This is a genomic window from Microbacterium sp. NPDC080005, from assembly GCF_040702445.1.
Taxonomy (GTDB): Bacteria; Actinomycetota; Actinomycetes; order Actinomycetales; family Microbacteriaceae; genus Microbacterium; species Microbacterium oleivorans_D.
Map to the genome: position 1 here is coordinate 1385679 of NZ_JBFBLD010000001.1, position 25661 is coordinate 1411339.

At 70.6% G+C, this 25661-nt stretch carries 29 protein-coding genes and 1 tRNA gene; 7 read left to right on the forward strand and 23 right to left on the reverse strand.

Annotation, left to right across the window (positions count from 1 at the left end; genetic code table 11):
* Positions 1-18: 18 nt before the first annotated feature.
* On the reverse strand, positions 19-432 hold the full coding sequence (locus AB0259_RS06750) for a hypothetical protein (protein WP_366219941.1): 414 nt from the start codon (positions 430-432) through the stop codon (positions 19-21).
* A gap of 117 nt (positions 433-549) precedes the next feature.
* On the opposite strand from AB0259_RS06750, the gene AB0259_RS06755 reads away from it, so the two are divergent.
* Positions 550-1572: an NADPH:quinone reductase gene (locus tag AB0259_RS06755; RefSeq protein WP_366219939.1), complete on the forward strand. Its 1023-nt coding sequence runs from the start codon at positions 550-552 to the stop codon at positions 1570-1572.
* 30 nt (positions 1573-1602) lie between these two features.
* Here AB0259_RS06755 and AB0259_RS06760 read toward each other — a convergent pair whose 3' ends face one another.
* Positions 1603-2856 (reverse strand): MFS transporter, encoded by a 1254-nt coding sequence (locus AB0259_RS06760; protein ID WP_366219937.1) that lies wholly within the window; start codon positions 2854-2856, stop codon positions 1603-1605.
* 86 nt (positions 2857-2942) lie between these two features.
* Here AB0259_RS06760 and AB0259_RS06765 point away from each other — a divergent pair, with 86 nt between their 5' ends.
* Positions 2943-3344: a VOC family protein gene (locus AB0259_RS06765; RefSeq protein WP_251580455.1), complete on the forward strand. Its 402-nt coding sequence runs from the start codon at positions 2943-2945 to the stop codon at positions 3342-3344.
* Positions 3345-3367: 23 nt separating this feature from the next.
* Here AB0259_RS06765 and AB0259_RS06770 read toward each other — a convergent pair whose 3' ends face one another.
* Both AB0259_RS06770 and AB0259_RS06775 read right to left on the reverse strand, forming a co-directional pair.
* Positions 3368-4030, reverse strand: coding sequence for a response regulator transcription factor (locus AB0259_RS06770; protein ID WP_366219935.1), 663 nt, complete (start codon positions 4028-4030; stop codon positions 3368-3370).
* Positions 4027-5211, reverse strand: coding sequence for a histidine kinase (locus tag AB0259_RS06775; RefSeq protein ID WP_366219933.1), 1185 nt, complete (start codon positions 5209-5211; stop codon positions 4027-4029). Before AB0259_RS06775 ends, AB0259_RS06770 begins: the two co-directional genes overlap by 4 nt.
* Positions 5212-5366: 155 nt before the next feature.
* Between AB0259_RS06775 and AB0259_RS06780 the strand changes: the two genes are divergently transcribed.
* Together AB0259_RS06780 and AB0259_RS06785 are read left to right on the forward strand one after the other, a co-directional pair.
* Positions 5367-6068, forward strand: coding sequence for an ABC transporter ATP-binding protein (locus AB0259_RS06780; protein WP_366219931.1), 702 nt, complete (start codon positions 5367-5369; stop codon positions 6066-6068).
* Positions 6065-7369: an ABC transporter permease gene (locus AB0259_RS06785; RefSeq protein ID WP_366219929.1), complete on the forward strand. Its 1305-nt coding sequence runs from the start codon at positions 6065-6067 to the stop codon at positions 7367-7369. Before AB0259_RS06780 ends, AB0259_RS06785 begins: the two co-directional genes overlap by 4 nt.
* A 69-nt stretch (positions 7370-7438) precedes the next feature.
* Here AB0259_RS06785 and AB0259_RS06790 read toward each other — a convergent pair.
* Positions 7439-7512: transfer RNA gene (locus AB0259_RS06790), tRNA-Pro, on the reverse strand.
* 104 nt (positions 7513-7616) lie between these two features.
* Between AB0259_RS06790 and AB0259_RS06795 the strand changes: the two genes are divergently transcribed.
* Together AB0259_RS06795 and AB0259_RS06800 are read left to right on the forward strand one after the other, a co-directional pair.
* Complete coding sequence (locus AB0259_RS06795; protein WP_366219927.1) at positions 7617-8129, forward strand: O-acetyl-ADP-ribose deacetylase; 513 nt, start codon at positions 7617-7619, stop codon at positions 8127-8129.
* Positions 8130-8168: 39 nt separating this feature from the next.
* Positions 8169-8525 (forward strand): S4 domain-containing protein, encoded by a 357-nt coding sequence (locus tag AB0259_RS06800; RefSeq protein WP_251580449.1) that lies wholly within the window; start codon positions 8169-8171, stop codon positions 8523-8525.
* Here the strand turns inward: AB0259_RS06800 and AB0259_RS06805 are convergent.
* The 18 genes from AB0259_RS06805 to AB0259_RS06890 form a co-directional block, all read right to left on the reverse strand.
* Positions 8511-8906, reverse strand: a complete 396-nt coding sequence (locus tag AB0259_RS06805) for a DUF2809 domain-containing protein (protein WP_366219925.1) — start codon at positions 8904-8906, stop codon at positions 8511-8513. The two genes, AB0259_RS06800 and AB0259_RS06805, sit on opposite strands and share 15 nt — an antisense overlap.
* Positions 8903-9805, reverse strand: coding sequence for an NUDIX domain-containing protein (locus AB0259_RS06810; protein WP_366219923.1), 903 nt, complete (start codon positions 9803-9805; stop codon positions 8903-8905). The genes AB0259_RS06805 and AB0259_RS06810 overlap by 4 nt, the downstream gene beginning before the upstream one ends.
* Positions 9806-9877: 72 nt before the next feature.
* Positions 9878-11407 carry a ribosome biogenesis GTPase Der gene (gene der, locus AB0259_RS06815; RefSeq protein ID WP_251580446.1) on the reverse strand — a complete coding sequence of 510 codons (1530 nt, stop codon included), beginning with the start codon at positions 11405-11407 and terminating at the stop codon, positions 9878-9880.
* Positions 11404-12081, reverse strand: coding sequence for a (d)CMP kinase (gene cmk, locus AB0259_RS06820; RefSeq protein ID WP_251580445.1), 678 nt, complete (start codon positions 12079-12081; stop codon positions 11404-11406). Before cmk ends, der begins: the two co-directional genes overlap by 4 nt.
* Positions 12074-13189, reverse strand: coding sequence for a prephenate dehydrogenase (locus AB0259_RS06825; RefSeq protein WP_366219920.1), 1116 nt, complete (start codon positions 13187-13189; stop codon positions 12074-12076). The genes cmk and AB0259_RS06825 overlap by 8 nt, the downstream gene beginning before the upstream one ends.
* Complete coding sequence (locus AB0259_RS06830; protein ID WP_366219919.1) at positions 13186-13968, reverse strand: pseudouridine synthase; 783 nt, start codon at positions 13966-13968, stop codon at positions 13186-13188. The genes AB0259_RS06825 and AB0259_RS06830 overlap by 4 nt, the downstream gene beginning before the upstream one ends.
* Positions 13965-14570, reverse strand: coding sequence for an SMC-Scp complex subunit ScpB (gene scpB / locus AB0259_RS06835; protein ID WP_251580442.1), 606 nt, complete (start codon positions 14568-14570; stop codon positions 13965-13967). Before scpB ends, AB0259_RS06830 begins: the two co-directional genes overlap by 4 nt.
* Entirely contained in the window at positions 14560-15414 is an 855-nt protein-coding gene (locus AB0259_RS06840) for a ScpA family protein (RefSeq protein ID WP_366219918.1), read from the reverse strand. The genes scpB and AB0259_RS06840 overlap by 11 nt, the downstream gene beginning before the upstream one ends.
* Complete coding sequence (locus AB0259_RS06845) at positions 15398-16231, reverse strand: ParA family protein (RefSeq protein WP_251581238.1); 834 nt, start codon at positions 16229-16231, stop codon at positions 15398-15400. Before AB0259_RS06845 ends, AB0259_RS06840 begins: the two co-directional genes overlap by 17 nt.
* 153 nt (positions 16232-16384) lie before the next feature.
* Positions 16385-17308 (reverse strand): site-specific tyrosine recombinase XerD, encoded by a 924-nt coding sequence (gene xerD / locus AB0259_RS06850; RefSeq protein WP_251580440.1) that lies wholly within the window; start codon positions 17306-17308, stop codon positions 16385-16387.
* Between the two features lie 6 nt (positions 17309-17314).
* Positions 17315-17965, reverse strand: coding sequence for an NUDIX hydrolase (locus AB0259_RS06855; RefSeq protein WP_366219916.1), 651 nt, complete (start codon positions 17963-17965; stop codon positions 17315-17317).
* 3 nt (positions 17966-17968) lie between these two features.
* Positions 17969-19669, reverse strand: coding sequence for a CTP synthase (locus AB0259_RS06860; protein ID WP_366219915.1), 1701 nt, complete (start codon positions 19667-19669; stop codon positions 17969-17971).
* A 58-nt stretch (positions 19670-19727) separates the two neighbouring features.
* A complete protein-coding gene (recN, locus tag AB0259_RS06865) occupies positions 19728-21422 on the reverse strand; it encodes a DNA repair protein RecN (protein ID WP_366219913.1) in 1695 nt (564 codons plus the stop codon).
* The gene (locus AB0259_RS06870) at positions 21419-22339 is read right to left on the reverse strand and encodes an NAD kinase (protein WP_251580436.1); all 921 of its coding nucleotides are present in this window, start codon (positions 22337-22339) and stop codon (positions 21419-21421) included. Before AB0259_RS06870 ends, recN begins: the two co-directional genes overlap by 4 nt.
* Positions 22336-23142 carry a TlyA family RNA methyltransferase gene (locus tag AB0259_RS06875; protein ID WP_366219912.1) on the reverse strand — a complete coding sequence of 269 codons (807 nt, stop codon included), beginning with the start codon at positions 23140-23142 and terminating at the stop codon, positions 22336-22338. Before AB0259_RS06875 ends, AB0259_RS06870 begins: the two co-directional genes overlap by 4 nt.
* A complete protein-coding gene (locus AB0259_RS06880) occupies positions 23139-23303 on the reverse strand; it encodes a hypothetical protein (RefSeq protein WP_251581276.1) in 165 nt (54 codons plus the stop codon). Before AB0259_RS06880 ends, AB0259_RS06875 begins: the two co-directional genes overlap by 4 nt.
* Before the next feature lie 45 nt (positions 23304-23348).
* Complete coding sequence (locus AB0259_RS06885; protein WP_366219910.1) at positions 23349-24380, reverse strand: HAD-IIA family hydrolase; 1032 nt, start codon at positions 24378-24380, stop codon at positions 23349-23351.
* On the reverse strand, positions 24380-25030 hold the full coding sequence (locus AB0259_RS06890; protein ID WP_366235785.1) for a hypothetical protein: 651 nt from the start codon (positions 25028-25030) through the stop codon (positions 24380-24382). The genes AB0259_RS06885 and AB0259_RS06890 overlap by 1 nt, the downstream gene beginning before the upstream one ends.
* Positions 25031-25036: 6 nt before the next feature.
* Here AB0259_RS06890 and AB0259_RS06895 point away from each other — a divergent pair.
* On the forward strand, positions 25037-25661 hold a 625-nt coding region (locus tag AB0259_RS06895; protein ID WP_366235787.1), incomplete at its 3' end, for a hypothetical protein.

Sequence of the window (25661 nt, forward strand, 5' to 3'; positions counted from 1 at the left end):
GCAGCCCGGTGGCGGCGATCAGCGGGCGGAGCGTCCGCTGCGCGACGCGAGGGATCGCATCGCCTCGGCCGTCGGCAGATCGACCCGCAGCCTGGTCGTGCCCGGGCGAGGCCCCGCACCGTTGACGATTGCCGCGCCGCCGAGGCGGGCGAGCGGTTCGGCGAGCATCGCTGCCGAGCCCTTCGAGAGGAAGCCGATGACGCGGCCATGGGAATGGACGGCGACGTCGTGGGCGCGGCTGCCGTCTCCGCGTCCGACGCGGAGGACGTAGAGCCGGTCGTCGCGGGACCGGCGTTCCGGGTCGTCGACGACATAAAAGGTGCGAGCGACATCCTCGCGGGATGTGGGGAGCACTCGGAGGTCGGGAAGATCGTCGTGCGATCGCGTCCGGCCGATGAGCGTATGACAGAGGTGTTCGAGCCAGGTGGGCACGAGGCCCCCTTTCCTGCACGCGGCACGAAGCTCATACCGCTCCCCCGACTTTGTCACACCCCGCCTGGCAATCCCCCGGTCCGGAATGCTCAGCCGGAGGAGGCGGTTGGGATCGGTATGAAGGCGATCGTCTACAGCTCCCCGGGCGCATCCGACGTCCTGTCCCTCGTCGACCGTGAGGTCGCGACCCCCGGCCCCGACGAGGTGCGTGTGCGCATCGCCGTCTCGGGCGTGAACCCGACCGACTGGAAGTCCCGGTCCGGCGGCACGACGCGCGGATCCTTCGTCGAGACGGTCCCGAACCAGGACGGAGCCGGCATCGTCGACGCCCTCGGCGACGGGGTCGACGACCTGGCCGTCGGCGACAGGGTGTGGGTGCATCTCGCGCAGCACCAGCGCCCGACGGGGACCGCTCAGGAGTACACGGTGGTGCCGGCATCGCGGGCGATCCGCCTGCCCGACGGCATCGACTTCGCGACCGCGGCCAGTCTCGGCGTGCCCGCCGTCACGGCCCACCGCGCGCTCACCGTGCACGAGGACGGGCCTGCGCGTCTGGCGCCGGGCGCTCTCGTCGGGCGCACCGTGCTCGTCGCGGGTGGTGCCGGCGCCGTCGGCCACGCCGCGATCCAACTCGCCCGATGGGCCGGCGCCACGGTGATCACGACCGTGAGCTCGGACGCCAAGGCGGAGCTCGCCCGCGCCGCCGGCGCGCACCACACCATCGACTACACGCAGGGCGACGTCGCGGCCAAGGTGCGGGAGGTCGCCCCCGACGGCGTGGATCAGATCGTCGAGGTGTCGCTGGCCACCAACGCCGCCCTCGACGCAGAGGTCGCGGCCGGCCACGCCGTCATCGCGTTCTACGCCGATGACAACGGCGACACCTTCAGCATGCCCATCCGCCCGACGTTCGCGAAGAACATCCGGGTGCAGGGCGTCCTCCTCTACACCGTCGGGGAGCCCGCTCTGGACGCTGCGGTCGCCGACATCACGCGCGCACTCGAGGACCATGCGCTGCCGGTGGGCGAGGAGCACGGCCTGCCGTTGACATGGTTCCCGCTCGAGCAGACCGCGGCCGCCCACGACGCCGTCGAGGCGGCGACCGTCGGGAAGGTCCTCATCCGCGTCGCCGACCTCTGATCGCCCGGATGCCACGGGCCACGCGATCGCTCAGCCCGCGGCATCCGTCTCGTCGTCGATCCGCGCTGCCGCGATGTGACTGATCGGTCGCCACACGAGCACCAGGGTGACCGCGGCCCCCACGAAGGCGAACCACCATGGGGCGGTGAGTCCGCCGATCTGGGCGATGACGCCGCCGAGCGCTTGGCCGATCACGAGCCCGCCGAAGACGCCCACCATGTTCACCGATGCGATCCGACCCTGGAGTTCGTGCGGGACGAGACGCTGTCGGACGGTGGTGGAGATCGTGCCCCACACGAAGGCATAAGCGCCGAAGGCGATCATGATGACGAAGGCGACCGCACCCGACGTCGTCAGCGCGAAGGCGAGATGCATCGCCACCTCGGCGCTGAGGCAGACGCGCATGAGGGTCGCGAAGGAGAACCGTCTCTCGAGCCACCCGAACGAGAACGTGGCGAGCAGTCCGCCCACGGCGGACGCCGTCGTGAGCGCACCGTACCCGACGGGACCCATGCCGAGGTGATCCGTGGCGTAGAGGACGAGGACGCCCCACGGCGCCGCCCAGGTGACGTTGAAGGTGAGGATGATGAGGACGAGGGTCCGCACGGGCGGGTTGCGCCACAGCCAGCGGATGCCGACGGCGATGTCGGTGTGGACGGGTGTCCGCGGAGAATCGGCCGCCGTCTTCGGCACCGGTGTCGCGGTGATCCGCGAGATGAGGACGACGGCGAGCGCGACGCACAGCGCCTGGACGGCGAACGGCCAGAAGGACCCGACCGCGAAGAGGAACGCACCGAGCGGTGGGCCGCCGAACTGGTTCGCCACCAGGAAGCCCGCCTGCAGGCGGGCGTTCCCGACGCCGAGGTCCGACTTGCGGACCATCATCGGCAGGAGGGTGCTGCTGGTGGTGTCGACGAACACCTCCGCGCACCCGTAGAGGAATGCGACGGTCAATACGAGCCAGATGCTCGCGACACCCGTCAGGAGGAAGCCGCACAGCGCCACGAGGACGAGGGCCCGCGCGCCGTTGGCGATCATGATCAGCAGCCGCCGGTCGAGCCGGTCGGCGATCGCGCCCGCATGCAACCCGAAGAGCAGCCACGGGAGGAACTGCAGGACCGCCCCGGCGGCGACCAGGATGGGAGAGTCCGTCATCGACGCGATCAGAAGGGGTGCTGCAGCGAGCGCGATGCCGTCGCCGACGTTGCTCGTCCACGACGACGCGAGCAGCCAGCGGAAGTCCCGCCCCAGCCGCCGCGGCGCGACCCACTCACCGATGCCCACCGGAAGAGCCTAGAGGTCGTCGTCCCCGCAGGGTGGCGTGAGAGAGGGCATTGCATCCGCGCCGGCGACACCGCGAGGATGTGGCCATGACGGAGAGCTCTCCCACCCCCGGAGCGGTCGGCCCACTCGGCCAGATCTCGCGTCGGGTGACTGACATCGAGACGGCGGTCAGATGGTACCGCGACGTCCTCGGCCTGCCGCACCTCTACACCTACGGTGATCTGGCGTTCTTCGACGCCGGCGGCATCCGTCTCTTCCTGACGGCGACGGATGAGGGGGCGGGACCGTCGGGCGAATCGGTCCTCTACTTCCGCGTCGACGACATCCGCGACACACATCGTGCGCTGACGACGCGCGGGGTCGCCTTCACGGACGAGCCGCACCTGATCCACCGGCACGAAGACGGGCTCGAGGAGTGGATGGTGTTCTTCGCGGACCCGGAGGGCCGTCCGCTGGCACTCATGTCGCAGGTCCGGCCGGTGGGCTGAGGCGGGACGCGAGGCGAGACGACTCACGATCCCGCGGTGAGGAGTCCCGATTCGTAGGCGAGGATGACGAGCTGCGCCCGGTCGTGCGCGTGAACCTTGGCCATGATGCGATTCACATGAGTCTTGGCCGTGTGCGGCGAGATGAAGAGGTCGTCGGCGATCTCCTGGTTCGACCGGCCGCGAGCCACCATCAACAGCACCTCGCGCTCGCGTTCGGTGAGCTGCTCGAGGCTCACCGAGGGCGTCAGCTTCAGCTGCGGGGTCGCGACGAACCGGCCGATCAACGCCCTCGTCGCGACCGGCGACAGGAGCGCGTCGCCGGCATGGACGGCGCGGACGGCGCGGACGATCTCCTGCGGCTCCGCGCCCTTCCCGACGAAACCGCTGGCCCCGGCGCGAAGCGCGGCGACGAGGTACTCGTCCTCTTCGAAGGTCGTGAGGATGAGCACTCGGGTGGCCGACAGCTCGGCAACGGCGCAGATCGCCGCGGTCGCCGCGATCCCGTCGAGCACCGGCATCCGGATGTCCATGACGACGACGTCGGGACGATCCCGGGTCGCGGCGAGGAGCGCTTCCTGCCCGTCGGCGGCGGAGCCGATCACCTCGATGTCGTCCGCTGCCGCCAGGATGTCCGTGACCGCTTGACGGACGAGGGGCTGGTCGTCGACGACGAGCACGGTCGTCATGCGTCCTCCTTCACGAGCGGCAATCGGGCGCTGAGCCGCCAGCCGCCCGGTACCGGCCCCGCCGACACCGATCCGCGGACGGCGGCGACCCGTTCCCGCAACCCGACCAGTCCGAGTCCGGATCCGCCGATCCCGTCCTGCGCCGATGACTCGTGCCTCGGGTTGGTGACGGTGACGACGAGGGCGTCCTCCCCGACCTCGACGAGAACGTGCGCGCGGTCTCCCGAACCGTGCTTGTGCGCGTTGGTGAGCCCTTCCTGCGCGAGGCGATAGGCGACGAGGTCGACCGCGCCGGTCACCCGGGCGGGGTCTCCGTCGATCCGGGTGGTGACATCGAGACCGGATGCCGCGAACTGCGCCGCGAGCTCGTCGAGCCGATCGAGCCCTGCCGGGGGCGCCGGTGTCGCGTCATCAGCGTCCTCGGATCGCAGCATCGACAGCAGGTCGCCGATCTCGCTGAGCACTGTCCGCGACGCCTCGCGGATGGTGACCAGGGACTCCTTCGCCTTCTCGGGATGCGCGTCGATCGCGGACGACGCTACGCCCGCGTGCAGGCTGATGACCGCGATCTGGTGCGCCACGGTGTCGTGGAGGTCGCGGGCTATGCGGAGGCGCTCCTCGCTCACCCGGCGCCGCGCCTCGGCTTCGCGGGTGCGCTCCGCTCGCTCTGCTCGATCGGTGATCGCAGTGATGTACGCGTGTCGTGCGCGAGCGCCGCTGCCGGCCGCCGTCGCGAAGGCGACGATGAGCCCGAACTGGAATATCCGGGGGTCGATCACGCCCGCCACGGCCGCCGGCAATGCGAGGACCATGATCAGCACCGCGACGCACGCACCGATGAGGAACACCTTCGAGCGCTGATAGCGATAGGCCACCTGGAACATCGCGACGCCGACCGCGACCGCGACGCCGATCGACAGCGTCCCCGCGACGGAGACCGCGCCGAACAGGACGAGGACGGCGACCAGGACCGGGATGGGACGCCGGTGCCGCCACGGCAGGACGACGATCGGCGCGATCATCAGCGCCGTCGCGGCGGGTCCGGACGACTGGAACTCGGGAATCGGCGGCTGCGCGAACGCGAGCCCTGCGATGACGACCGCGATGAGAGTCTCCCGCACCCACCGCGGCACGCGAGGGCGCGGATCCGCAGGGGCGCCGGGGAGATCCAGAAGGGTCACGTGACAAGTGTGCCCGCGCTCGGCGCGCGCGGCATCCGTTCGGCGCGTTAGCGGCGGGTACCGCGGATGCGGTACGCGATCGACCCGACGGCGGGATGCGTCCGCCGCCGGGGCCGCAGAGGGTGGAGAAGACCGCACACGAACGGAGATTCCGCATGAACACCCCCATCCTCGAGGCCCGGGACGTCCGCAAGTCCTACGGCCGCGGGCCGAACACATTCGATGCGCTGAAGGGCGTGTCCTTCCGTATCCATGAGGGCGATTCGGTGGCGATCGTCGGAAAGAGCGGCTCGGGCAAGTCGACTCTCATGCACCTGCTGGCGCTGCTGGACGCCGCGGATTCGGGCACGATCCTCCTCGCCGGGGACGACACCGCCCATCTCCGCGGATCCCGCCTGAACAAGACGCGGAACCCGACCTTCGGCTTCGTCTTCCAGCAGTTCTTCCTGACCGGCACCACGACCGTCCTCGACAACGTCATGCTGCCCCTGAAGATCGCCGGCGTCCGACGCGGCGAGCGCCGGCGTCGCGCCATGGCGGCGCTCGAGCAGCTCGATCTCGCCGACAAGGCCCACAACAAGGCTGCGAACCTCTCCGGTGGCCAGAAGCAGCGGGTCGTCATCGCCAGGGCCCTCGTCAACGACCCGCGCCTGATCCTCGCCGATGAGCCCACCGGCAACCTCGACACGCAGACCGGAGCTGTGGTCGAGGACATCCTCTTCACCCTCAACCGCGAGCACGGCATCACGCTCATCGTGGTGACCCACGACGAGGATCTCGCGGCCCGCTGCGACCGCCGGATCGTCATCCGCGATGGGCTCATCGTCGAGGACTCGGCGCAGGAGGCGGCGGCATGAGGACCACGGACATCGTCACCTCTGTGGTCGCCAACACGTTCCGTTCCAAGACCCGGACGATCCTCACCATCCTGGCGATCTTCGTCGGCGCGTTCACCCTGACGCTGACGAGCGGCCTCGGGACAGGGATCAACGCCTACCTCGACGACACCGTGTCGGGCGTCGGCGCATCCGACGCCATGACGGTGACGAAGAACGCCGAGTCGGAAGAAGGCCTCCCCGGCCAGGCCTCGGACGGCCCGCAGGAGTACGACCCGAACACGGTGTCCGGCGGCATCCCCGGGACGACCGTCTCCGCCCTCACGCCCGACGACATCGACACGATCGGAGATGTCGACGGCGTGCTGCGCGTCGATCCGGTGCGGACGATCTCGCCCGACTACATCGTGGTCGGCGACGGGACGAAGTACGAGGCATCTGTCGGCAGCCTGATCCCCGGCCAGACCGTCGTGCTCGCCAGCGGCGCGGAACCGGACCCGGACGCGACCGAGTACGAGGTGACGATCCCCGTGACCTACGTGGAGCCGCTCGGTTTCGCCGACGCCGAGGCCGCCATCGGCGAGACGGTCACCGTGTCGGTGACGGACGCCGAGCGCACGCCGCACACGATCGACGCGACGGTCACAGGCGTCGCCGAGGAGGCGATCGCGAGCCCGACAGGCAGCGGTCTGCTCGTGAACACCGCGTTCGAGGACGCGCTGTTCGCGGCGCAGAGCACGGGGCTCACTGCCGAGCAGGCCGACCGCTACGCGTCGGCGACGGTCTGGTTCAACCCCGAGGCGACGGATGCCGAGATCACGGCGCTCAAGGATCGCCTGGCGGACGAGGGCTATACCGGCACGACGATCGCCGACCAGCTCGGAACGGTGAAGACGATCATCGACGGCATCGTGCTCGTGCTCAACGCGTTCGCCGTCATCGCCCTGCTCGCAGCGGCGTTCGGCATCGTGAACACCCTGTACATGTCGGTGCAGGAGCGCACCCGGGAGATCGGCCTGATGAAGGCGATGGGCATGGGCTCGGGCCGCGTGTTCTCGCTCTTCAGCCTCGAGGCGGCCTTCCTGGGCCTCCTCGGCAGTGCGATCGGAGCGATCATCGCGATGGCGGCCGGCAGCGCCATCAGCACGGCGCTCGCCGGAGGACTGCTCGCCGACCTCCCCGGCCTGACGCTCATCGCCTTCGATCCGGTGTCGATCGCCACGGTGATCGTACTGGTCATGGCGATCGCGTTCCTCGCGGGAACACTCCCCGCCGCCCGTGCCGCGCGGGCCGATCCGGTGGAGTCGCTGCGGTACGAGTGAGGTGGACGCCGCACGCTCGCGCACCGACGACGAAGGGCCCGCCAGATGGCGGGCCCTTCGTGGTACCGGTCGGGATGACAGGATTTGAACCTGCGACCCCTTGACCCCCAGTCAAGTGCGCTACCAAGCTGCGCCACATCCCGGTTCGTCGCCCTTGCGGACAACTCCCCTATCCTAGCCGGTCCCGGCGCCTCCCGCGAACCGCCACGGGGTTCCGCGTGTCCGGGCGCGGGACTACTCTGCCCGGATGACCGAGATGAACCGCGTCACCGTCGTCAGGGGCGACATCACTCAGCAGCAGGTCGACGCCGTCGTCAACGCGGCCAACCGGGCGATGCGCGGTGGCGGGGGCGTCGACGGCGCCATCCACCGCGCGGGCGGCCCGCAGATCCTCGCCGACTGCATCGAGCGGTTCCCTCACGGCCTGGCCACGGGGGATGCCGGCTGGACGACCGCCGGCGACCTGCCCGCCCGCTGGGTGATCCACGTCGTCGGACCGAACCACACCGCCGGCGAACGCGACCGCGCCCTGCTGACCTCCTGCTACCGCAGAGCCCTCGAGGTCGCCGACGAGCTCGGCGCGACCTCCGTCGCGTTTCCGCTCGTGAGCGCCGGGATCTACGGATGGCCGCTCGACGATGCGGTGGACGCCGCCGTCACGACGCTGCAGGACACGCCGTCGCAGGTCGCCGAAGCGCGCATCGTCGCCTTCGACCAGGCCATGTTCGACCGGGTGGAGCGGCGGCTCGCGGCATCCTGACCTGCCTACGATGGGTTCACCGTACGGGAGGAGGGTGACATGGCGGATGCCGTGCGCGTCGACTCCTGGCTCTGGGCCGTCCGCGTCTACAAGACCCGCTCCGCGGCGACCACGGCATGTCGAGCCGGGCACGTCCGCGTCAACGGCGAGAAGGCGAAGGCCGCGCAGCAGGTGCGACCCGGCGACGAGTTGCGCGTGCGGATCGCCGGATTCGACCGCATCCTCGTCGTCCGTCAGACGATCACCAAGCGTGTCGGCGCGCCGCTGGCCGCCGTCGCGGCGGAGGACCGGACGCCCGAACGGGAACCCGTCGCGCAGATCGCGGTGCGCGACCGCGGCGCGGGCCGACCGACCAAGCGCGAGCGGCGCGACATCGAGAAGCTACGCGGCCGCTGACACCGCTCGGCGGTCGATCGCGCGGCGCGTGCCGGCATCCACCCCTCCCACGGCGGCCGCGGTGACGGCGTAGACGACCAGGTCCCTCGGGTCGAAGACCGTGCCGAACACGAGCACGATCGGAGGCCACTCCCCCGCCCATCGCAGCGGCAAGCCGGTCAGCTGGAACAGCTCCACCGCGACACTCCAGGCGAGGACGACCGCGGCGGTCATCCACGACCGCCATCCCGGGAAGAGGAGGACGAGCCCACCCCAGACGGCGATCACATAGAGCGCATCTGCGGCGATGTCGGACGCCGCTCCGTCCAGCGCCGACAGGTGCACCGCGAGCCCGACGGTCACGGCCAGGACAGCGGCACAGAGTCCGGCGAGTCGTCTCACGAGGTGAGCAGCCCGCGGAGCCACGACACCGGCTGCGTGGTCGCTCCCGCCTCATGGACGCGCTCGATGAGGCCTCGATCGCTCGTCACCACGAGGGTGCGATCTCCCCGGTGCACCGACTCGACGGCGGACGCCACGATCTGGTCGTCGCCTTCGCCCGCGGCGCGCACCACCTCGAGCTCGCCCGCATCGGAAGCGGCGCGGGCAGCTCCCTCGAGGACCGCGACCACGCGGGGGAACCAGCGGTGCCCGCCGAGTCCCAGCGCCTCGGCGGGCACGCCGCCGCGCGAGAAGTCGGACAAGCCCGAGAGCAACCGCTCGGTGGCGCCTGCGCGGTCCTTCCACCACCCGTCCGGCGTCGAGCCCACGACGTTCGCCGCGTCGACGACGACCGTCACCCGCGTCGACAGGGCCTCGCGCAGCGTGGGCCACGAGCCCGCGAAACCGGGATGCAGCGGCATGCCGTCGACGCGGTCGACCGCCACCCACTCCAGCGCGTAGCTCTCGGGGTCGGCGATGACCGGTTCGAACGGACGCTCCACTGTCGCGACGAGCGTCGTGTAGGTCCACACGTCTCGGTCCAACACGCTCGTGAACAGCGGCCGCAGGGCGTCGCCGGGCACACCGGCCTCCTCCTGCGACTCGCGGATCGCGGCATCCGTCGCACTCTCGCCCTCGTGGCGAGCTCCCCCGGGAATTCCCCACGTCCCGCCGAAGTGACTCCACGAGACCCGGTGCTGCAGCAGGATGCCGCGGGCCGGGTCGTGCGCGAGCAGTCCCGCAGCCCCGAACCGTCCCCAATACTTCTCGCCGCTGTCGGCGAGTATCCACGCGTCACCGGGGTCGCGCGGTCCGAGCGGACGACGCGGCTCACCGGGGTCGGGCGGGCGGATGATCACCCGACCAGCCTCTCACGCAGCGCGTGGCAGGGCGCGGCATCCGTCACCGGACGACGCGCAGGCGACCGAGGCTCAGCGCTGCCGGCGCTCGCGCACCCGCATGTTCGTGACGATGGGCGTGCCCTCGAACCCGAAGATCTCGCGCAGGCGCCGCTGGATGAACCGGCGGTAGCCCGGGTCGAGGAACCCGGTCGTGAACAGCACGAATGTCGGCGGCCGCGTCGAGGCCTGCGTCCCGAACAGGATGCGGGGCTGCTTGCCGCCGCGGAGCGGGTGCGGGTGCTCGGCGATGAGCTCGGCGAGGAACGCGTTGAACTTGCCCGTGGGGATGCGCTGATCCCACGACTCGAGCGCCGTCTCGAGCGCCGGGACGAGCTTGTCGAGGTGACGTCCGGTGCGGGCCGAGAGGTTGACGCGCGGCGCCCACGTGACGTGCGCGAGGTCCTGCTCGATCTCGCGCTCGAGGTACCGACGACGGTCGGCGTTGTCCATGTCGTCGTCGTTCAAGCGATCCCACTTGTTGAACGCGAGGACGAGGGCACGACCGGACTCGAGCACCAGGTCGATGATGTTGAGGTCCTGCACGCTGATCGACTCGGTGACATCGAGGACGACGACGGCGACCTCGGCCTTCTCGAGAGCCGCACTGGTGCGCAGCGATGCGTAGAAGTCGGCGCCCTGCTGCAGGTGCACACGACGACGGATGCCGGCGGTGTCGACCAGACGCCACAGCTTGCCGCCGAGCTCCACGACCTCGTCCACGGGGTCGCGAGTGGTGCCCGCGAGGTCGTTGACGACGACGCGCTCCTCCCCCGCGGCCTTGTTCAGCAGCGACGACTTGCCCACGTTCGGTCGTCCCAGGATCGCGACGCGGCGGGGCCCGCCGAGCTCGTTCTTCGCGACGGCCGAGACCTCGGGCAGCACCTTCATGACCTCGTCCAAGAGATCTGCGACGCCGCGGCCGTGGATGGCGGACACAGGGTGCGGCTCGCCGAGGCCGAGGTTCCAGAGGGCGGCGGCCTCCGGCTCCTGGCGCGCATCGTCGATCTTGTTGGCCACGAGGAAGACCGGCTTGTCGGTCTTGCGCAGCATCCGAACCACCTGCTCGTCGGTCGCGGTCGCGCCGACCATCGCGTCGACGACGAACATGACGACGTCGCACAGCTCGATCGCGATCTCGGCCTGTGCGGCGACGGAGCGGTCGATCCCCTTCGCGTCGTGCTCCCAGCCACCGGTGTCGACGAGCGTGAACCGGCGATCCATCCACTCGGCCTTGTAGCTCACTCGGTCACGCGTGACGCCGGGGGTGTCCTCCACGACGGCTTCGCGACGACCGAGGATGCGGTTGACGAGCGCGGACTTGCCGACGTTCGGCCGTCCGACGATCGCCACGACGGGCAGCGCCGGCAGCATCTCGACGACCTCGCCTCCGGCGGTGAAGCCGGCCAGCAGATCGTCGTCGTCCTCGTCGAGCTCGTAGTCGGCGAGCGAGGCACGGAGGGCCGCGGCGCGCTGCTCGGCGAGTTCCTCGTCGAGGTTGGCGAGCTTCTCCTCGAGCTGATCGGGGCCGCCTTCGTATTCGTAGTCGTCTTCGGCGCTCATCGCGAGCCTTCCGTTCCCGACCGCACGACGCCCAGGACGGCGTCGACGGTCTGTGCGAAGTCCAGGTCGGTCGAGTCGACGACCGTCACGCCGGGGGCGGCGGTGAGGAAGTCGACGACCTGGGAGTCGGATGCGTCGCGCTTGTGCAGCGCGGCGGCGACCGCCGCGGCATCCTCCGTGGTCAGTTCGGCGCTGCGCCGAGCGGCACGCACCTCGGGTGCGGCGGTCAGCAGGATGCGCACGGGTGCGTCGGGGGCGACGACGGTCGTGATGTCGCGGCCTTCGACGATGACGCCGGGGCGGCCCGACTCCGACACGAGGCGCCGGAACAGGACGTTGACCTGCTCGCGGATGACGGGCACCCGCGCGACGCCGCTCACGGCGGAGCTGACCCGCGGCTCACGGATCGCTTCCGTGACCGAGGTCGCGCCCACCCGCACCCAGTAGTCGTCGGGGTCGAGCGAGATGGCGTAGTCGAAGTCGCCCGCGGCGTCCACGACGGCGGCCGCGTCGGAGGTGTCCGCGCCATGCTCGAGGACATGCCAGGCCAGCGCCCGGTAGGCGGCGCCGGTGTCGAGGTAGCCGTAGCCGAGGCGGCGCGCCGCCTCCTTGGACACACTCGACTTGCCGCTGCCGGCAGGGCCGTCGATGGCGACGGTGATGGGGTCAGTCATTGAGGCTCGCAATCTTCCACCCGCGCGCGGCGAGGCCGTCGGTGGCGACGGTCACCGCGGACGGGACGACACTGATCTCGCCGAGACCGAACTGGGCTCCGGGCGAGTGCTCGAGACGGAAGTCCTCGACGTTGACGTCGAGCTCGCCGAGGTCGCCGAACAGGCGCCCCAGCTGGCCGGGGGTGTCGTCCACCATGACGACGACCGTCTCGAAACGGCGGTTCTGACCGTGCTTGCCCGGCAGCCTCTCGACCCCCTCGTTGCCCCGACGGATCGTGTCGGCCACGGTGCGGCGCGCGCCCGGCGCATCGGGATCGCGGAGCGCGCGGGCGACGCTCGTCAGGTCCGCCGCGAGCGCATCGAGCACCTCGACGACCGGGTCGGCGTTGGCACCGAGGATCTGCACCCAGAGCTCAGGGGCGGATGCGGCGATGCGGGTCGTGTCTCGCACGCCCTGTCCCGCGAGGCGGAGCGAGGCGTCCTCGGCACCGACGAAGCGTCCGGCAAGGAGGGATGCCACGAGCTGCGGCACGTGCGAGACGAGAGCTACCGAGCGATCATGCTCTTCCGGACTCATCTCGATCAGGCTGGCACCGAGGTCGAGCGCGAGTCCTTCTACGACGGCGAGGTCGCGGGCGGACGTCTCCTCGTCCCGGCAGATGACCCACGGCCGTCCGAAGAAGATGTCGGCGCGGGCGGAGATCGCCCCGCCCCGTTCGCGTCCGGCCATGGGATGGCTTCCGATGTAGCGCGACAGGTCCACCCCACGCTCGCGCAGCACGAGCAGTGGCTCGAGCTTGACGCTCGCGACGTCGGTGACGACCGCGTCGGGGAAGGCGGTGAGCTCGCGCTCGATGACGTCGGCCGTCACATCCGGCGGCACCGCCACGACGACGAGATTCGGTCGGTCGTCCTCACGCGGCAGGCGACCCGCGCCGTAATCGACGGCCAGCCGCAGCTGAGCGGGCGACGCATCGGCGAGGACGACGTCGACACCGAGCGCGGTCAGAGCGTGACCGATGCTCGAACCGAGCAGCCCCGCGCCGACGATGCGGACGAGACCGCTCGTGCGGACCGCGCGAGGGCGCGCGTCGATGGCGTCGGTCACAACTGCTCCTGAGTGGGATCCCCGGGCGGGGTCTCCGCCTGGCGCGCGAGAGTCAGCAGCGCACCACGCTCCACTGTAGTCAACTCGCGCGTCCGCCCCGCTGGGAGCGTGCCCAGGTGCAGGGGGCCGAACTGCCGCCGCACGAGCTCCTGGACCGGGTGTCCGACGGCGGCCATCATGCGTCGGACGATGCGGTTGCGTCCCGAGTGCAGTGTCAGCTCGACGAGGCTCGTGTCGCCGTTGGCGTCGAGGAGGCGAGCCTTGTCGGCGGCGATCGGGCCGTCCTCGAGATCGAGCCCCTTGGTCAGCTGCGCGATCGTCTGCGGGAGAACACGACCCGACACCTTCGCGATGTAGACCTTGGTGACGCCGAAGGACGGGTGCGCGAGGACGTGCGCGAGCTCGCCGTCGTTCGTGAGGACCAGAAGGCCGCTCGTCTCGGCATCCAGTCGGCCGACGTTGTAGAGGCGCTCGGGCCAGTCCTTCGTGAAGCGGCGGAGGTCGGGACGGCCCTGGTCGTCCTTCATCGACGAGACGACTCCGGTGGGCTTGTTGAGGATGACGTAGCGCTTGCTCGTGTCGAGCTGGATCGCGGTGCCGTCGACGTCGACCCTGTCGTGCTCGGGGTCGATGCGGGAGCCCAGCTCGGTCACGACGACCCCGTTCACCCGGACGCGACCCTCGACGATGTACTGCTCGCAGACGCGGCGCGAGGCGACACCGGCGTTGGCGAGGACCTTCTGCAGCCGGACCCGGTTCTCGTCGGACTGATCGTTCATCGGATGGTCTCTCCTTCGAAGCCCGCGGAGCCGTCATCCAGCAGCGGGGAGATGGGGGGCAGCTCGTCGAGGGAGTTGATCCCCAGGTGACCGAGCAGCGCGTCGGTGGTGCGGTAGTTGATGGCCCCGGTCTCGGGGTCGGTGAAGGCCTCGGTGATGAGGCCACGGGCGAGGAGCGTCCGGACGACGGAGTCGACGTTCACGGCGCGGATCGAGGCGACCTGGCTGCGCGAAACCGGCTGCTTGTAGGCGATCACGGCGAGCGTCTCGAGGGCGGCCTGCGACAGCCGGGAGGGCGCCTGGCCGTTGACGAACTCGGCGACGAGGTCGTCGTGCTCCTCGCGCACGTAGAAGCGCCAGCCGCCGCCGACCTCGCGCAGCTCGAAGCCGCGGCGCGGTCCGCTCCGTTCGCCGTCGTAGTCCGCGACGAGCTCCTCGACCGCCTGGCGGACGGCGGGCACGGGCGCCCCGACGGCCGCAGCCAGCGAGACGAGGCTCTGCGGCTCGTCGATGATCATGAGAATGGCCTCGAGTCGCCGCGCGACGTCGGCGGGCTCCTGCGAGCGGGGCGGGGCCTCGATCTCGGTGGCGTCATCGGTCATAGTCGGCTCCCAGAGTGGCGAGGTTCTCTTCGGACCACCGTTCGGCGGTCCATCGCAGGGTCAGCTCCCCGAGCGGCTCGAGCTGCTCGAACGAGAGCGCTGCGTGCCGATACAGCTCCAACACCGCGATGAACCGCGCCACGACGACCCCCGTCTGGGTCACGCCGGCAACCAGTTCGCGGAAGTTCAGCTGTCCGGCGTCGCGCAGCAGGGTCACGACGACGGCCGCCTGCTCCCGGATCGAGACGAGCGGCGCATGCAGGTGGTCGAGTCCGACGTGCGGGATCTCCTTCGGCGCGAAGGCGAGCATCGCGATCGCGGCGAAGTCCTCCGGCGACAGTGTCCAGACCAGCTCGGGCACCGCGCGCCGATGCTTCTCGTCGAGCCGCACCGCCCGGGTGTGCCGCTTGCCCTCGCGGTCCAGGCAGCGGGCGAACCAGGCAGACACCTCTTTGAACGCGCGGTACTGCAGCAGTCGTGCGAACAACAGGTCGCGCGCCTCGAGGAGGGCGACCGACTCGGCATCCACCAACTCGCCCTGCGGGAGCAGCCCCGCGACCTTCATGTCGAGCAGCGTCGCGGCGACGACGAGGAACTCGGACGCCTGGTCGAGATCGGCGTCGTCGTCGAGCCCTTTCAAATAGGAGATGAACTCGTCGGTGACCTTGCTGAGCGAGACCTCGGTGATGTCGAGCTCGTGCTTCGAGATGAGGGTCAGCAGCAGGTCGAAGGGACCGTCGAAGTTGCCGAGCGAGACACGGAACCGGTCGCCCGCAGCCTCGGTCGGTTCTGCCCCGGAGGGCGCGGCGTCGGCGTCGGCGACGTCCTCAGGCGACGGCGCCACGGGCGACCAGCTCCCGCGCGAGGCGCAGGTACGCCTGGGCGGCGGAGTGTTCGGGGGCGAACTTCGTGATGGGAATCCCGGCCACCGAGGCGTCCGGGAACTTCACCGTGCGCCCGATGACCGTCTCGAGCACATCGTCGCCGAAGGCGTCGACGACCCGCTCGAGGACTTCGCGCGAGTGCAGGGTGCGCGGGTCGTACATCGTCGCGAGCACGCCGTCGAGCTGGATCGCGGGGTTCAGGCGATCGCGGACCTTGTCGATCGTCTCGATGAGAAGGGCCACGCCACGCAGGGCGAAGAACTCGCACTCGAGCGGGATGAGCACGCCGTGGCTCGCGGTCAGCGCGTTGACGGTGAGGAGCCCCAAGGACGGCTGGCAGTCGATGAGGATGACGTCGTAGTCGCCCGCGACCTTGCGCAGGACGCGCGCGAGGATCGTCTCGCGAGCGACCTCGTTCACGAGGTGGACTTCGGCCGCCGACAGGTCGATGTTGGCGGGCAGGATGTCGAGGCCTTCGACCGACGTCGAGACGATGACCTCGTTCGGGTCGCGCTTCGGGTCGAGGAGCAGGTCGTAGATCGTGGCTGTCTCGTGCGTCTGCACTCCGAGACCCGCGGACAGCGCGCCCTGCGGGTCGAAGTCGACCGCGAGCACGCGACGGCCGTACGAGGCGAGACCCGCAGCCAGGTTGATCGTCGTCGTCGTCTTGCCGACGCCGCCCTTCTGGTTGCAGAGCGAGATGATGCGCGCCGGGCCGTGACCGTCGAGCTTCGGCGGGGTCGGGAAGCCGTGGTACGGACGTCCCGTCGGCCCCATCGGGGTGTCGGTCGCCGAACCCGCCGCCGATGCGCCGGTGGCCTCCGCCGTGCTCCGCTTGCTCGCCACTGATCTCCTGCCTTCGCCGTGCTCACCCGAGTCTAGTCACCGCCGGGCCCCGGGCGAGGGAGCGACTCCCCCGCAGTGCCCTGGTCATCTCGCCCGCGGATGCGACGTGAGGTAGACGTCGCGCAGCGCGTCGACGGTGACGTGCGTGTAGATCTGCGTCGTCGCGACGGAGGCGTGGCCGAGCATCTCCTGCACGACGCGGACGTCGGCGCCACCCTGCAGCAGGTGAGTTGCGAAGGAGTGCCGCAGCGTGTGCGGCGAGACGTGGGCCGTGATCCCCGCACGCTGTGCGGCCTGCTGGATGACGAGCCAGGCGCTCTGCCGCGACAGCGGTGCTCCGCGGGCGCCGAGGAAGGCGCGGGGCGTCGCGCGGCCACGCCGCGAGAGTTCGGGTCGAGCGCGCGTCAGGTACGCGTCGACCGACGCACGGGCGTACGACCCGACGGGAACGATCCGTTCCTTCGACCCCTTGCCCCGCACCCGCAGCACCTCGCCGTGCATGAGGTCGTCGACATCGAGGTCCACGATCTCCGAGACGCGGGCGCCGGTGGCGTAGAGCAGCTCGAGCAGGGCACGGTCGCGCAATCCGATCAGCTCGCCCGGCGCCGCATCGGCGGGTGCGGGGCCGGCGGCATCCAGCAGCCGGATGACGTCGTCCACGGGCAGCGCCTTCGGCAGACGCAGAGGCGCCTTCGGTGGACGGAGCCGGACCGTCGGGTCGTCGGTCGCGATGCCCTCCCGCGCGAGGAAACGGTGGAAACTGCGTACCGCGGACTGCAGCCGGGCGAGCGAGGTCGACGCGGGAGGCGGATCGGATGCCGCCCGCTCCGCCGCGAACCTCGTGACGAGCTCGGTCGTCACGACCTCGGTGTCCTCGGCGCCGTGCTGCGCGAGCCAGTCGAGGTAGCCGGCGAGGTCGCGTCGGTACGCGGACACCGTGTGCGCGGACAGACCGCGCTCGATCGTGATGTGCCGGAGGAACGCGTCGACGGCGCGCGCGAGCCTCACGGGTTCTCAGGCCTGCGGTCGGTCCGCGCCCACGGGGCGCGATCGCCCCGGCCACGGCGCATCCGGCTCACCGAGCGTCGACCAGTCGCGGGCGCGGCCCGCGGCGGCGGCGAGGGCGGCGACCACGAGCGACGGGTTCTGCAGCGAGCGGGCGAGGACGGCGTCCACGACGTCGTCGAGGGGCACCCAGCGCACCTCGATGTCGGCCTCCTCGTCCGTGCGGGCGAACACCTCGGGCGCGTCGGCGAGGCCTCGCGCGAGGTAGATCCGGATCGCCTCATCGCTCCCCCCGGGGCTCGTGAAGAAGTCCGACAGGACGTGCCAGCGCTCGGCGGTCAGGTCCGCCTCCTCAGCGAGCTCGCGCTGGGCCGCCGCGAGCGGGTCCTCCCCGGGGACGTCGAGCAGACCGGCCGGGATCTCCCAGTCACGGAAGCCGACCGGATGCCGGTACTGCCGGATGACGAGCACCCGCCCGTCGTCGTCGAGCGCGAGGACCGCCACCGCACCGGTGTGGTCGACGTACTCCCGCACGATCGACCCGTCCCCATAAGTGAACTCGTCCCGGCGCAGATTCCAGACCCGGCCCTCGTAGACCGTGTCACTGCGTGTGACGTCGACGGCGACGGCCTCGTCCTGCAGCGGAGCGGCATCCGTCATCGCTCAGTCCTCGTTCTCGACGTCGAACAGTTCGCTCGCGCGGTGGCGATCGAGCGCGGCGGCGATGAGGCCCCGGAAGAGCGGGTTCGCCTCGGTCGGACGCGACCGCAGCTCGGGGTGCGCCTGCGTGGCGATGTAGTACGGGTGGACGTCGCGCGGCAGCTCCACGTATTCGACGAGGTCGAGGTCGGGGTTCAGGCCCGAGAACACGAGACCCGCGTCGGCGATCTGCTGGCGGTAGGAGTTGTTGACCTCGTAGCGGTGGCGGTGACGCTCGGTCGCACGGTCGGAGCCGTACAGCTCGGCGGCGAGCGAGCCTTCGGCCAGCGCCGCCTCGTACAGACCGAGACGCATCGTCCCGCCCATGTCGCCCCTGTCGAGGATGTCGACCTGCTCGGCCATCGTGGCGATGACCGGGTGCGGGGTCTCGGGGTCGAACTCGCTCGAGGACGCGTCCTCGATGCCCGCGACGTGGCGCGCGTACTCGATCACCATGCACTGCAGGCCGAGGCAGATGCCGAGCGTCGGCAGCCCCTGCTCGCGGGCGAACTTGAGCGCGCCGAGCTTGCCCTCGATACCGCGGATGCCGAAGCCGCCGGGGATCACGATGCCGTCGACGGCCGACAGCGCCTTCGCGGCACCCTCCGGCGTCTCGCACAGGTCCGAGGGGATCCAGATGATCTGGACCTTCGTCTCCTGCGCGAAGCCGCCGGCCTTGAGGGCTTCCGTGACCGAGAGGTAGGCGTCGGGGAGGTCGATGTACTTGCCGACGAGACCCACCGTGACCTCGTGCTTCGGGTTGTGCACGGCGTTGAGGACCTTGTTCCAGCGGGTCCAATCGATGTCGCCGGCCTTCGCGTCCAGCCCCAGGCGGCGGACGATGTAGGCGTCGAGGCCCTGATCGCTGAGCGTGGAGGGGATGTCGTAGATGCTCGGCAGGTCGACGGTGTTGATGACCGCGTCCTCGTCGACGTCGCACATGAGCGCGATCTTGCGCTTGTTGGACTCGGTGACGGGCCGGTCGCTGCGCAGGACGAGAGCGTCGGGCTGGATGCCGATGGAGCGCAGCATCGCGACCGAGTGCTGCGTGGGCTTGGTCTTCTGCTCGCCCGAGGCGCCCATGAACGGCACGAGCGACACGTGCACGAAGAAGACGTTGTCGCGGCCGAGTTCGTGGCGGATCTGCCGAGCAGACTCGATGAACGGCTGCGACTCGATGTCGCCGACCGTGCCGCCCACCTCGGTGATGATGACGTCGGGACGGGGCTCCTCGGTGGCCTGCAGCCGCATCCTGCGCTTGATCTCGTCGGAGATGTGCGGGATGACCTGGACGGTGTCGCCGAGGTACTCGCCGCGACGCTCCTTCGCGATGACCTCGGAGTAGATCTGACCCGTGGTCACGTTCGCGGCCTGGCTGAGCTCGATGTCGAGGAAGCGCTCGTAGTGGCCGATGTCGAGGTCGGTCTCGGCGCCGTCGTCGGTGACGAAGACCTCGCCGTGCTGGAACGGGTTCATCGTCCCCGGGTCGACGTTCAGGTACGGGTCGAGCTTCTGCATCACGACGCGCAGGCCGCGCGCGGTAAGCAGATTGCCGAGGCTGGCGGCGGTCAGACCCTTGCCGAGAGACGAAACGACACCACCCGTCACGAAGATGTGCTTGGTGATGTCGTTGTTTTTGCGTCCCGCGCCCGAAGAGTCCGTCACGGGCTTTCACTCTATCAGCCCCGCCGACCGCCCAGCCCGGTGACCGCCCGGGTGTCGTTCAGCGGGCGCGCCCGAGCGCCAGCAGTTCGCGAGCGTGATCCAGGGCCGCGTCCGAGTCGGACATGCCCGACAGCAGCCGCGCCATCTCGGCAGCACGCTCCTCGCCCTCGAGGTGCCGCACGCTCGACGCGGTCACCGATCCGTCGCTGGCCTTGACGACGGACAGGTGGTTGCCCGCGAACGCCGCGACCTGGGCGAGGTGGGTGACCGCGATCACCTGGCTGGTCTCCGCGAGCTTCGCGAGCCGCCGGCCGACCTCGATCGCCGCGGCCCCGCCGATACCGGCATCCACCTCGTCGAAGACGAAGGTCGGAACGGGATCGGTCGCGGCGATCACGACCTCGATCGCCAGCATGACGCGGCTGAGCTCACCCCCCGACGCGCCTCGGGCGACAGGACGGGGCGACGCACCCGGGTGGGGTGCGAGCTGGATCGTGACGACATCGCGACCGTGGGACGCCTCCGGCCCCGCCTCCACGGCCACCGTCACCGTCGCGTCGGGAAGCGCGAGATGACGCAGTTCGGCGGTGACCGATTCCCCGAGGCGGGATGCCGCCGCGCGCCGCGCGTCGGTCAGCTCCGCCGCCCGCGCCTCGACCTCATCGCGCAACCGGTCGCGCTCGGCCGTGAGTCGCTCGATGCGGTCCCCGTCGTCGTCGAGTTCGACGAGTCGTGCGGAGCCGGAGGCCAGCAGCTCGAGGGCAGCGTCGAGGGACCCGTGCGCGCGGATGAGGCCATTGACGGCGGCCCGACGCTCTTCGACGGCCGCGAGCTCGTGAGGCCCGCCCTCGTCCAGGTCGGCGAGGTAGCCGCTCAGTTCGCCGGCGACGTCGGCGACGCGGTACCCGAGCTCCTTAATCACTGCGGCGTGTCGGCGCAGCGCCTCATCCGAGCCGGCAGCGCGTTCGAGCGCGCGACGCGCCTCGGCGAGCAGCGCCTGCACGTCGGGTAGGTCGTCCTCGTTCGACAGCGCGGCGTGCGCGGTCGCCGCGGCCAGGCGCAGCTCCTCCGCGTTGGCGAGTCGGTCGGCACGCTGCGCGAGGTCCGCGTCCTCCCCCGGCTGCGGGTCGACCGCCTCGATGTCCGCGATGGCCGCGCGCAGCTCCGCTGCCTCGCGGGCGCGGGCGTCCTGTTCGGTCGTCAGCGTCTCGAGCTCGGCTGCTGCGGTGCGCCACGCGTCCCACACTGCGCGGTAACGCTCCAGCGCCTCGGCGACGGGAACGCCGCCGAACCGGTCGAGCGCCTCCCGCTGCGCAGCGGCGGAGGTGAGCCGCAGCTGATCGGACTGGCCGTGGACGACGACGAGCTGATCCGCGAGGTCCGCCAGCACTCCCGCCGGAGCGGTGCGGCCGCCGACGGTCGCCCGGCTCCGTCCCTCGCTCGACAGGGTGCGACCGAGGTAGAGCTCCGCGCGCCCGTCACCGAGGGGTTCGACGTCGCCCCCGGCATCGCGCACCCGTTCGACGACGGGGCCGTTCTCCGGGACGATCCACACACCGTCGACGGCGGCCTGCTCGGCGCCCGCTCGCACCGCACCGGAGTCGGCGCGCTGACCGAGGAGCAGGCCGAGGCCGGTCACGACCATGGTCTTTCCCGCGCCGGTCTCGCCCGTGATGGCGGTGAAGCCCGGACCGATCGGCAGGGTCGCCCCCGCGATGACCCCGAGGTCGCGAAGGCGGATCTGCTCGATCACGGTGTGGCCTCCGTCGCGCCCCGCCACCCCGCGACGGGCAGCTGGAACTTGCGGACGAGCCGGTCGGTGAAGACGGACGGATGCAGCCGTGCGAGGCGGACCGGCCGGGTCGACCGCCGCACGACGACGCGGGCGCCCGGCGGGAGGTCGTGCGATCGGCGACCGTCGCTCCACAGCACCGCGCGCCCCTGGTTGCGCTCCAGAACGTCGATCGAGACCGACGTCTCGGGTCCCAGGACGACGGGACGGGCGAACAGGGCATGGGCCGACAACGGCACGAGGCACAGCGCCTGCACCGACGGCCATACGACCGGTCCGCCGGCGGAGAAGTTGTAGGCGGTCGACCCGGTGGGCGTCGCGACGACGACACCGTCGCAGCCGAACGACGACAGTGGACGACCGTCGATCTCGATCATCACCTCGAGCATCCGCTCACGGGACGCCTTCTCGACGGTCGCCTCGTTGAGGGCCCACGTCCGGTACACGACCTCGTCGTGGGCGTCTCGGACCTCGACCGACAGCGTCATCCGCTCGTGGATCTCGTAGTCCCGCGCGAGGGCGCGGCCGATGGCCTCGTCGATGTCGTCGGCCTCGATCTCGGCGAGGAAGCCCACATGGCCCATGTTCACCCCGAGGATCGGGACGGATGCCGCTCGCACCAGCTCGGCCGCGCGCAGGATCGTGCCGTCGCCGCCGAGGACGATGGCGACCTCGATGTCCGCCACGTCGACGCCGTCCTCGCCGAGGATCGCGGTGTCGAGGTCGCCCAGCACCGCTGCCAGCTCCGGATCGTCTCCGGGCACGACGGGCTGCAGACCAGCTGCATGAACCGCCGCGACGACGCGCCGCGCCCCTTCTACGGTGTTCTCGCGCAGCGCGTGCGCCACCACGAGGATGTTGCGCGTCGCGTCGGTCATGCGGCTCCCGCCAGTCGGTTCACGGTGTCCAACCATTGTGTCGGATTCACGTCGTCGCTCGTCCCGGGACGCAGGTGGATGAGGAACTCCCGGTTGCCGTGTGTTCCCGCGATCGGTGACGCGATGACGCCGTGCGTGCCGAGCCCCGCGTCCCACGCCGCCCAGAGGACGGTCGCGACGGCGTCGGCTCGGCGCCCGGCATCCGTCACGAGACCTTCGCGGACCCCGGTGCGCCCGACCTCGAACTGCGGCTTCACCAGCAGCACCAGGTCGGCGTCCCGAGCGCAGACCGCGGCCGCCGCGGGAAGGACGTGCGTGAGCGAGATGAAGGAGAGGTCGCCGGTGATCACCGACGGGGTGTCGGCGACACGGGAGGCGTCGGCCAGTGACGCCGCCGTCATGTGACGGACGTTGAAGCCTTCGACGGAGACGACCTGCGGGAGCTCTGCGATCTGAGCGGCGAGCTGCCCGTGACCGACGTCGACGGCGAGCACGCGCGCCGCTCCCCGCTCGATCAGAACCTGCGTGAAGCCGCCGGTCGACGCTCCCATGTCAAGCGCGACGCGCCCCTGCGGATCGACCCCGAAGGCGTCGAGCGCCGCGATGAGCTTGTGCGCTGCCCGGCTGACGTAGTGATCGGATGCCGCGACCTCGATGACCTGATCGTCACCGATCTTCGCGGACGCCTTCACCACGGGGCGGCCGTCGACGCTCACGAGTCCGGCGTCGATGAGCTGGGCCGCGTGCGTGCGCGAGCGTGCGAGTCCGCGCGCCGCGACGGCCGCGTCGAGACGTGTCGTCATGCGTTGGCGTCGCGCGGGCCCGACTCGAGGCGCTTGGCCAGCTCGTCGTGCAGCAGCGCGTAGGCGGCGGCGCGCTCGGCGAGCGGCTGGTCCTCGATCACCTCGAGCGTCGAGAGCAGGTCTTCGCGGCGGGCCTCACCCTCGGCGGCATCCATCGACATGGATCCCACCCTACGCGTCGCGAGGGACGCCGCGGGCGGGCGCGCTCAGCGTCGGTGGAACGGGTCCGCGTAGAGCTGCTCCGGCACGCGGAACCCGTAGATCGCGCGACCCGTGCTCCAGATGGCGGCCGCACCCGCACGGACGAGGTCGATGGGGCGATCCCCTGCGGAGAGGATGCGGACGTCGGGGCCGTCGATGCGGACCGATGCCCCGCCGACGGTCGTCACGTCGCCCTTGACGATCGTCTCGGGGTAGGGCTCGTGCAGTTCTCGCAGGTCGCCGAGGATGTACGTCGGCCGTGAGACGGTCGGTGCAGCGAGCACGTGCTTGGGCCGGTCGATACCGGTGAGCACGAGGACGGAGTCGATCCCCGCGGCCTGCGCGCCGGCGATGTCGGTGTCGAGCCGATCGCCGATGAAGAGCGGATGCTGCGCCCCGAACCGCGCGACCGCCTCATCGAAGATCGGGCGCTCAGGTTTGCCGGCGACGGTCGCGAGGCGACCGACGGCAGTGTGGACAGCCGACACGAGCGTGCCGTTCCCGGGTGCGATGCCGCGCGCCTGCGGGATGGTCCAGTCCGTGTTCGTCGCGATCCAGGGGATGCCGCCCTCGTTTTCGGGGAGGGCCAGCGCGTAGGCGGCTTCGGCGAGCTGAGCCCAGCCGACCTCCGGGGCGAAGCCCTGCACGACGGCTGCAGGCTGGTCGTCCGCGCTGCGGGTGACGACGTAGCCGGCCTTCTCGAGTTCGAAGACGAGTCCATCCCCGCCGACGACGAGCACCGTGGCTCCCCCGGGGATCGTGTCGCGCAACAAGCGGACCGCCGCTTGAGGGCTCGTGACGACCTCCTGCGGCTGCGTCGGCAGTCCCAGCTCGGTGAGGTGCGCGGCGACAACGCTGTCGCGTCGCGATGCGTTGTTCGTGATGTACCCGAGCGCCCGCTCCTCTGCCGCACGAGTCAGGCTGTCGACCGCATGGGGGATGGCGCCGTTCCCTGCATAGACCACTCCGTCCAGGTCGGCGAGGATCAGGTCCACGCCCTCGAGCGGAGTGGGCCGGGATCGGGAGAACAGTCCCATCAGGCGCGCTCCCCCGCGCCGTCCTCCGGCACGGATTCCTCGTCGTCGGTGCTGTCGGCAGTCCCGTCGTCCGCGGGATCGTCGATCTCGATCTCGTCGATCTCATCGACCTCGATGGTCTCAGCATCGGCATCGATCTCGCCGAGCGCTGCGGCGGCCACGTCTGCACGGTGCTGCCACTGCGCCGCCTCGTCGGTCCGACCGAGCTCTTCGAGCACGGCTGACCTGGCCGCGAACAGCCCCGGGCTCCACGGGTACGCCGTGTCGGGGTCGAGTTCCGGGATGTCGAGTTCCTGCAGCGCCCGCTCGGTCTCGCCCAGGTCGAGACGCGCACCCGACATGGCGATGGCGAGTTCGACGCGGACATCGGTCGGCAGGCTGGAGCGATCGACGGCACGACCGACTTCGAGCGCGCGATCGGGTCGTCCCACGCCGCGCTCGCTGTCGACCATGAGTGCGATTTGATCGTCGCGCCCCGAGATTCGACGGAACGTCCGCAGCTCTCGCAGCGCGAGAGCGAAGTCACCCACGGCGTAAGCCGTGATCGCGACAGTCTCGCGGACGACGGCGATGCGGCCTGCGCTGCGGGATGCCGCGAGTGCGTGTTCGTGCGCGAGCGCCGGGTCTTCGTCGATCAGCCGCGCGGCCATCGCGAGGTGCCGGGCGACCTGTTCGGCATTGTCTTTGCTGAGTGTCTTCAACTCGTTGCGGGCAGCGCCGTTCAGATCCCGGGCGCTGATCTCGTCCGGCACGACGGGTCCAGCCGGAACGCTTCGTCGATCGGAACCCTGAGGCGGTCGGGAGTTGCGGCGCTCACCGTCGCGCTTCTCGTAGGGGCGACGCTCACCGTCACGCTTCTCGTAGGGGCGACGCTCCCCATCACGTCTCGGGTAGGACGAACGCTCCCCGTCACGCTTCTCGTACGGACGACGCTCACCGTCACGCTTGGGATACGACGAACGCTCCCCGTCACGCTTCTCGTACGGGCGACGCTCGCCATCTCGCTTCGGGTACGCGGAGCGCTCACCGCCACGCTTCTCATACGGACGACGCTCCCCGTCACGCTTCGGGTACGAGGGGCGCTCACCGTCGCGCTTCTCATAGGGGCGACGCTCACCGTCACGCTTCTCGTAGGGGCGACGCTCACCATCACGCTTCGGGTACGCGGAGCGCTCACCATCACGCTTCTCATACGGACGACGCTCCCCGTCACGCTTCGGGTACGAGGGGCGCTCACCGTCGCGCTTCTCATAGGGGCGACGCTCACCGTCACGCCGTACG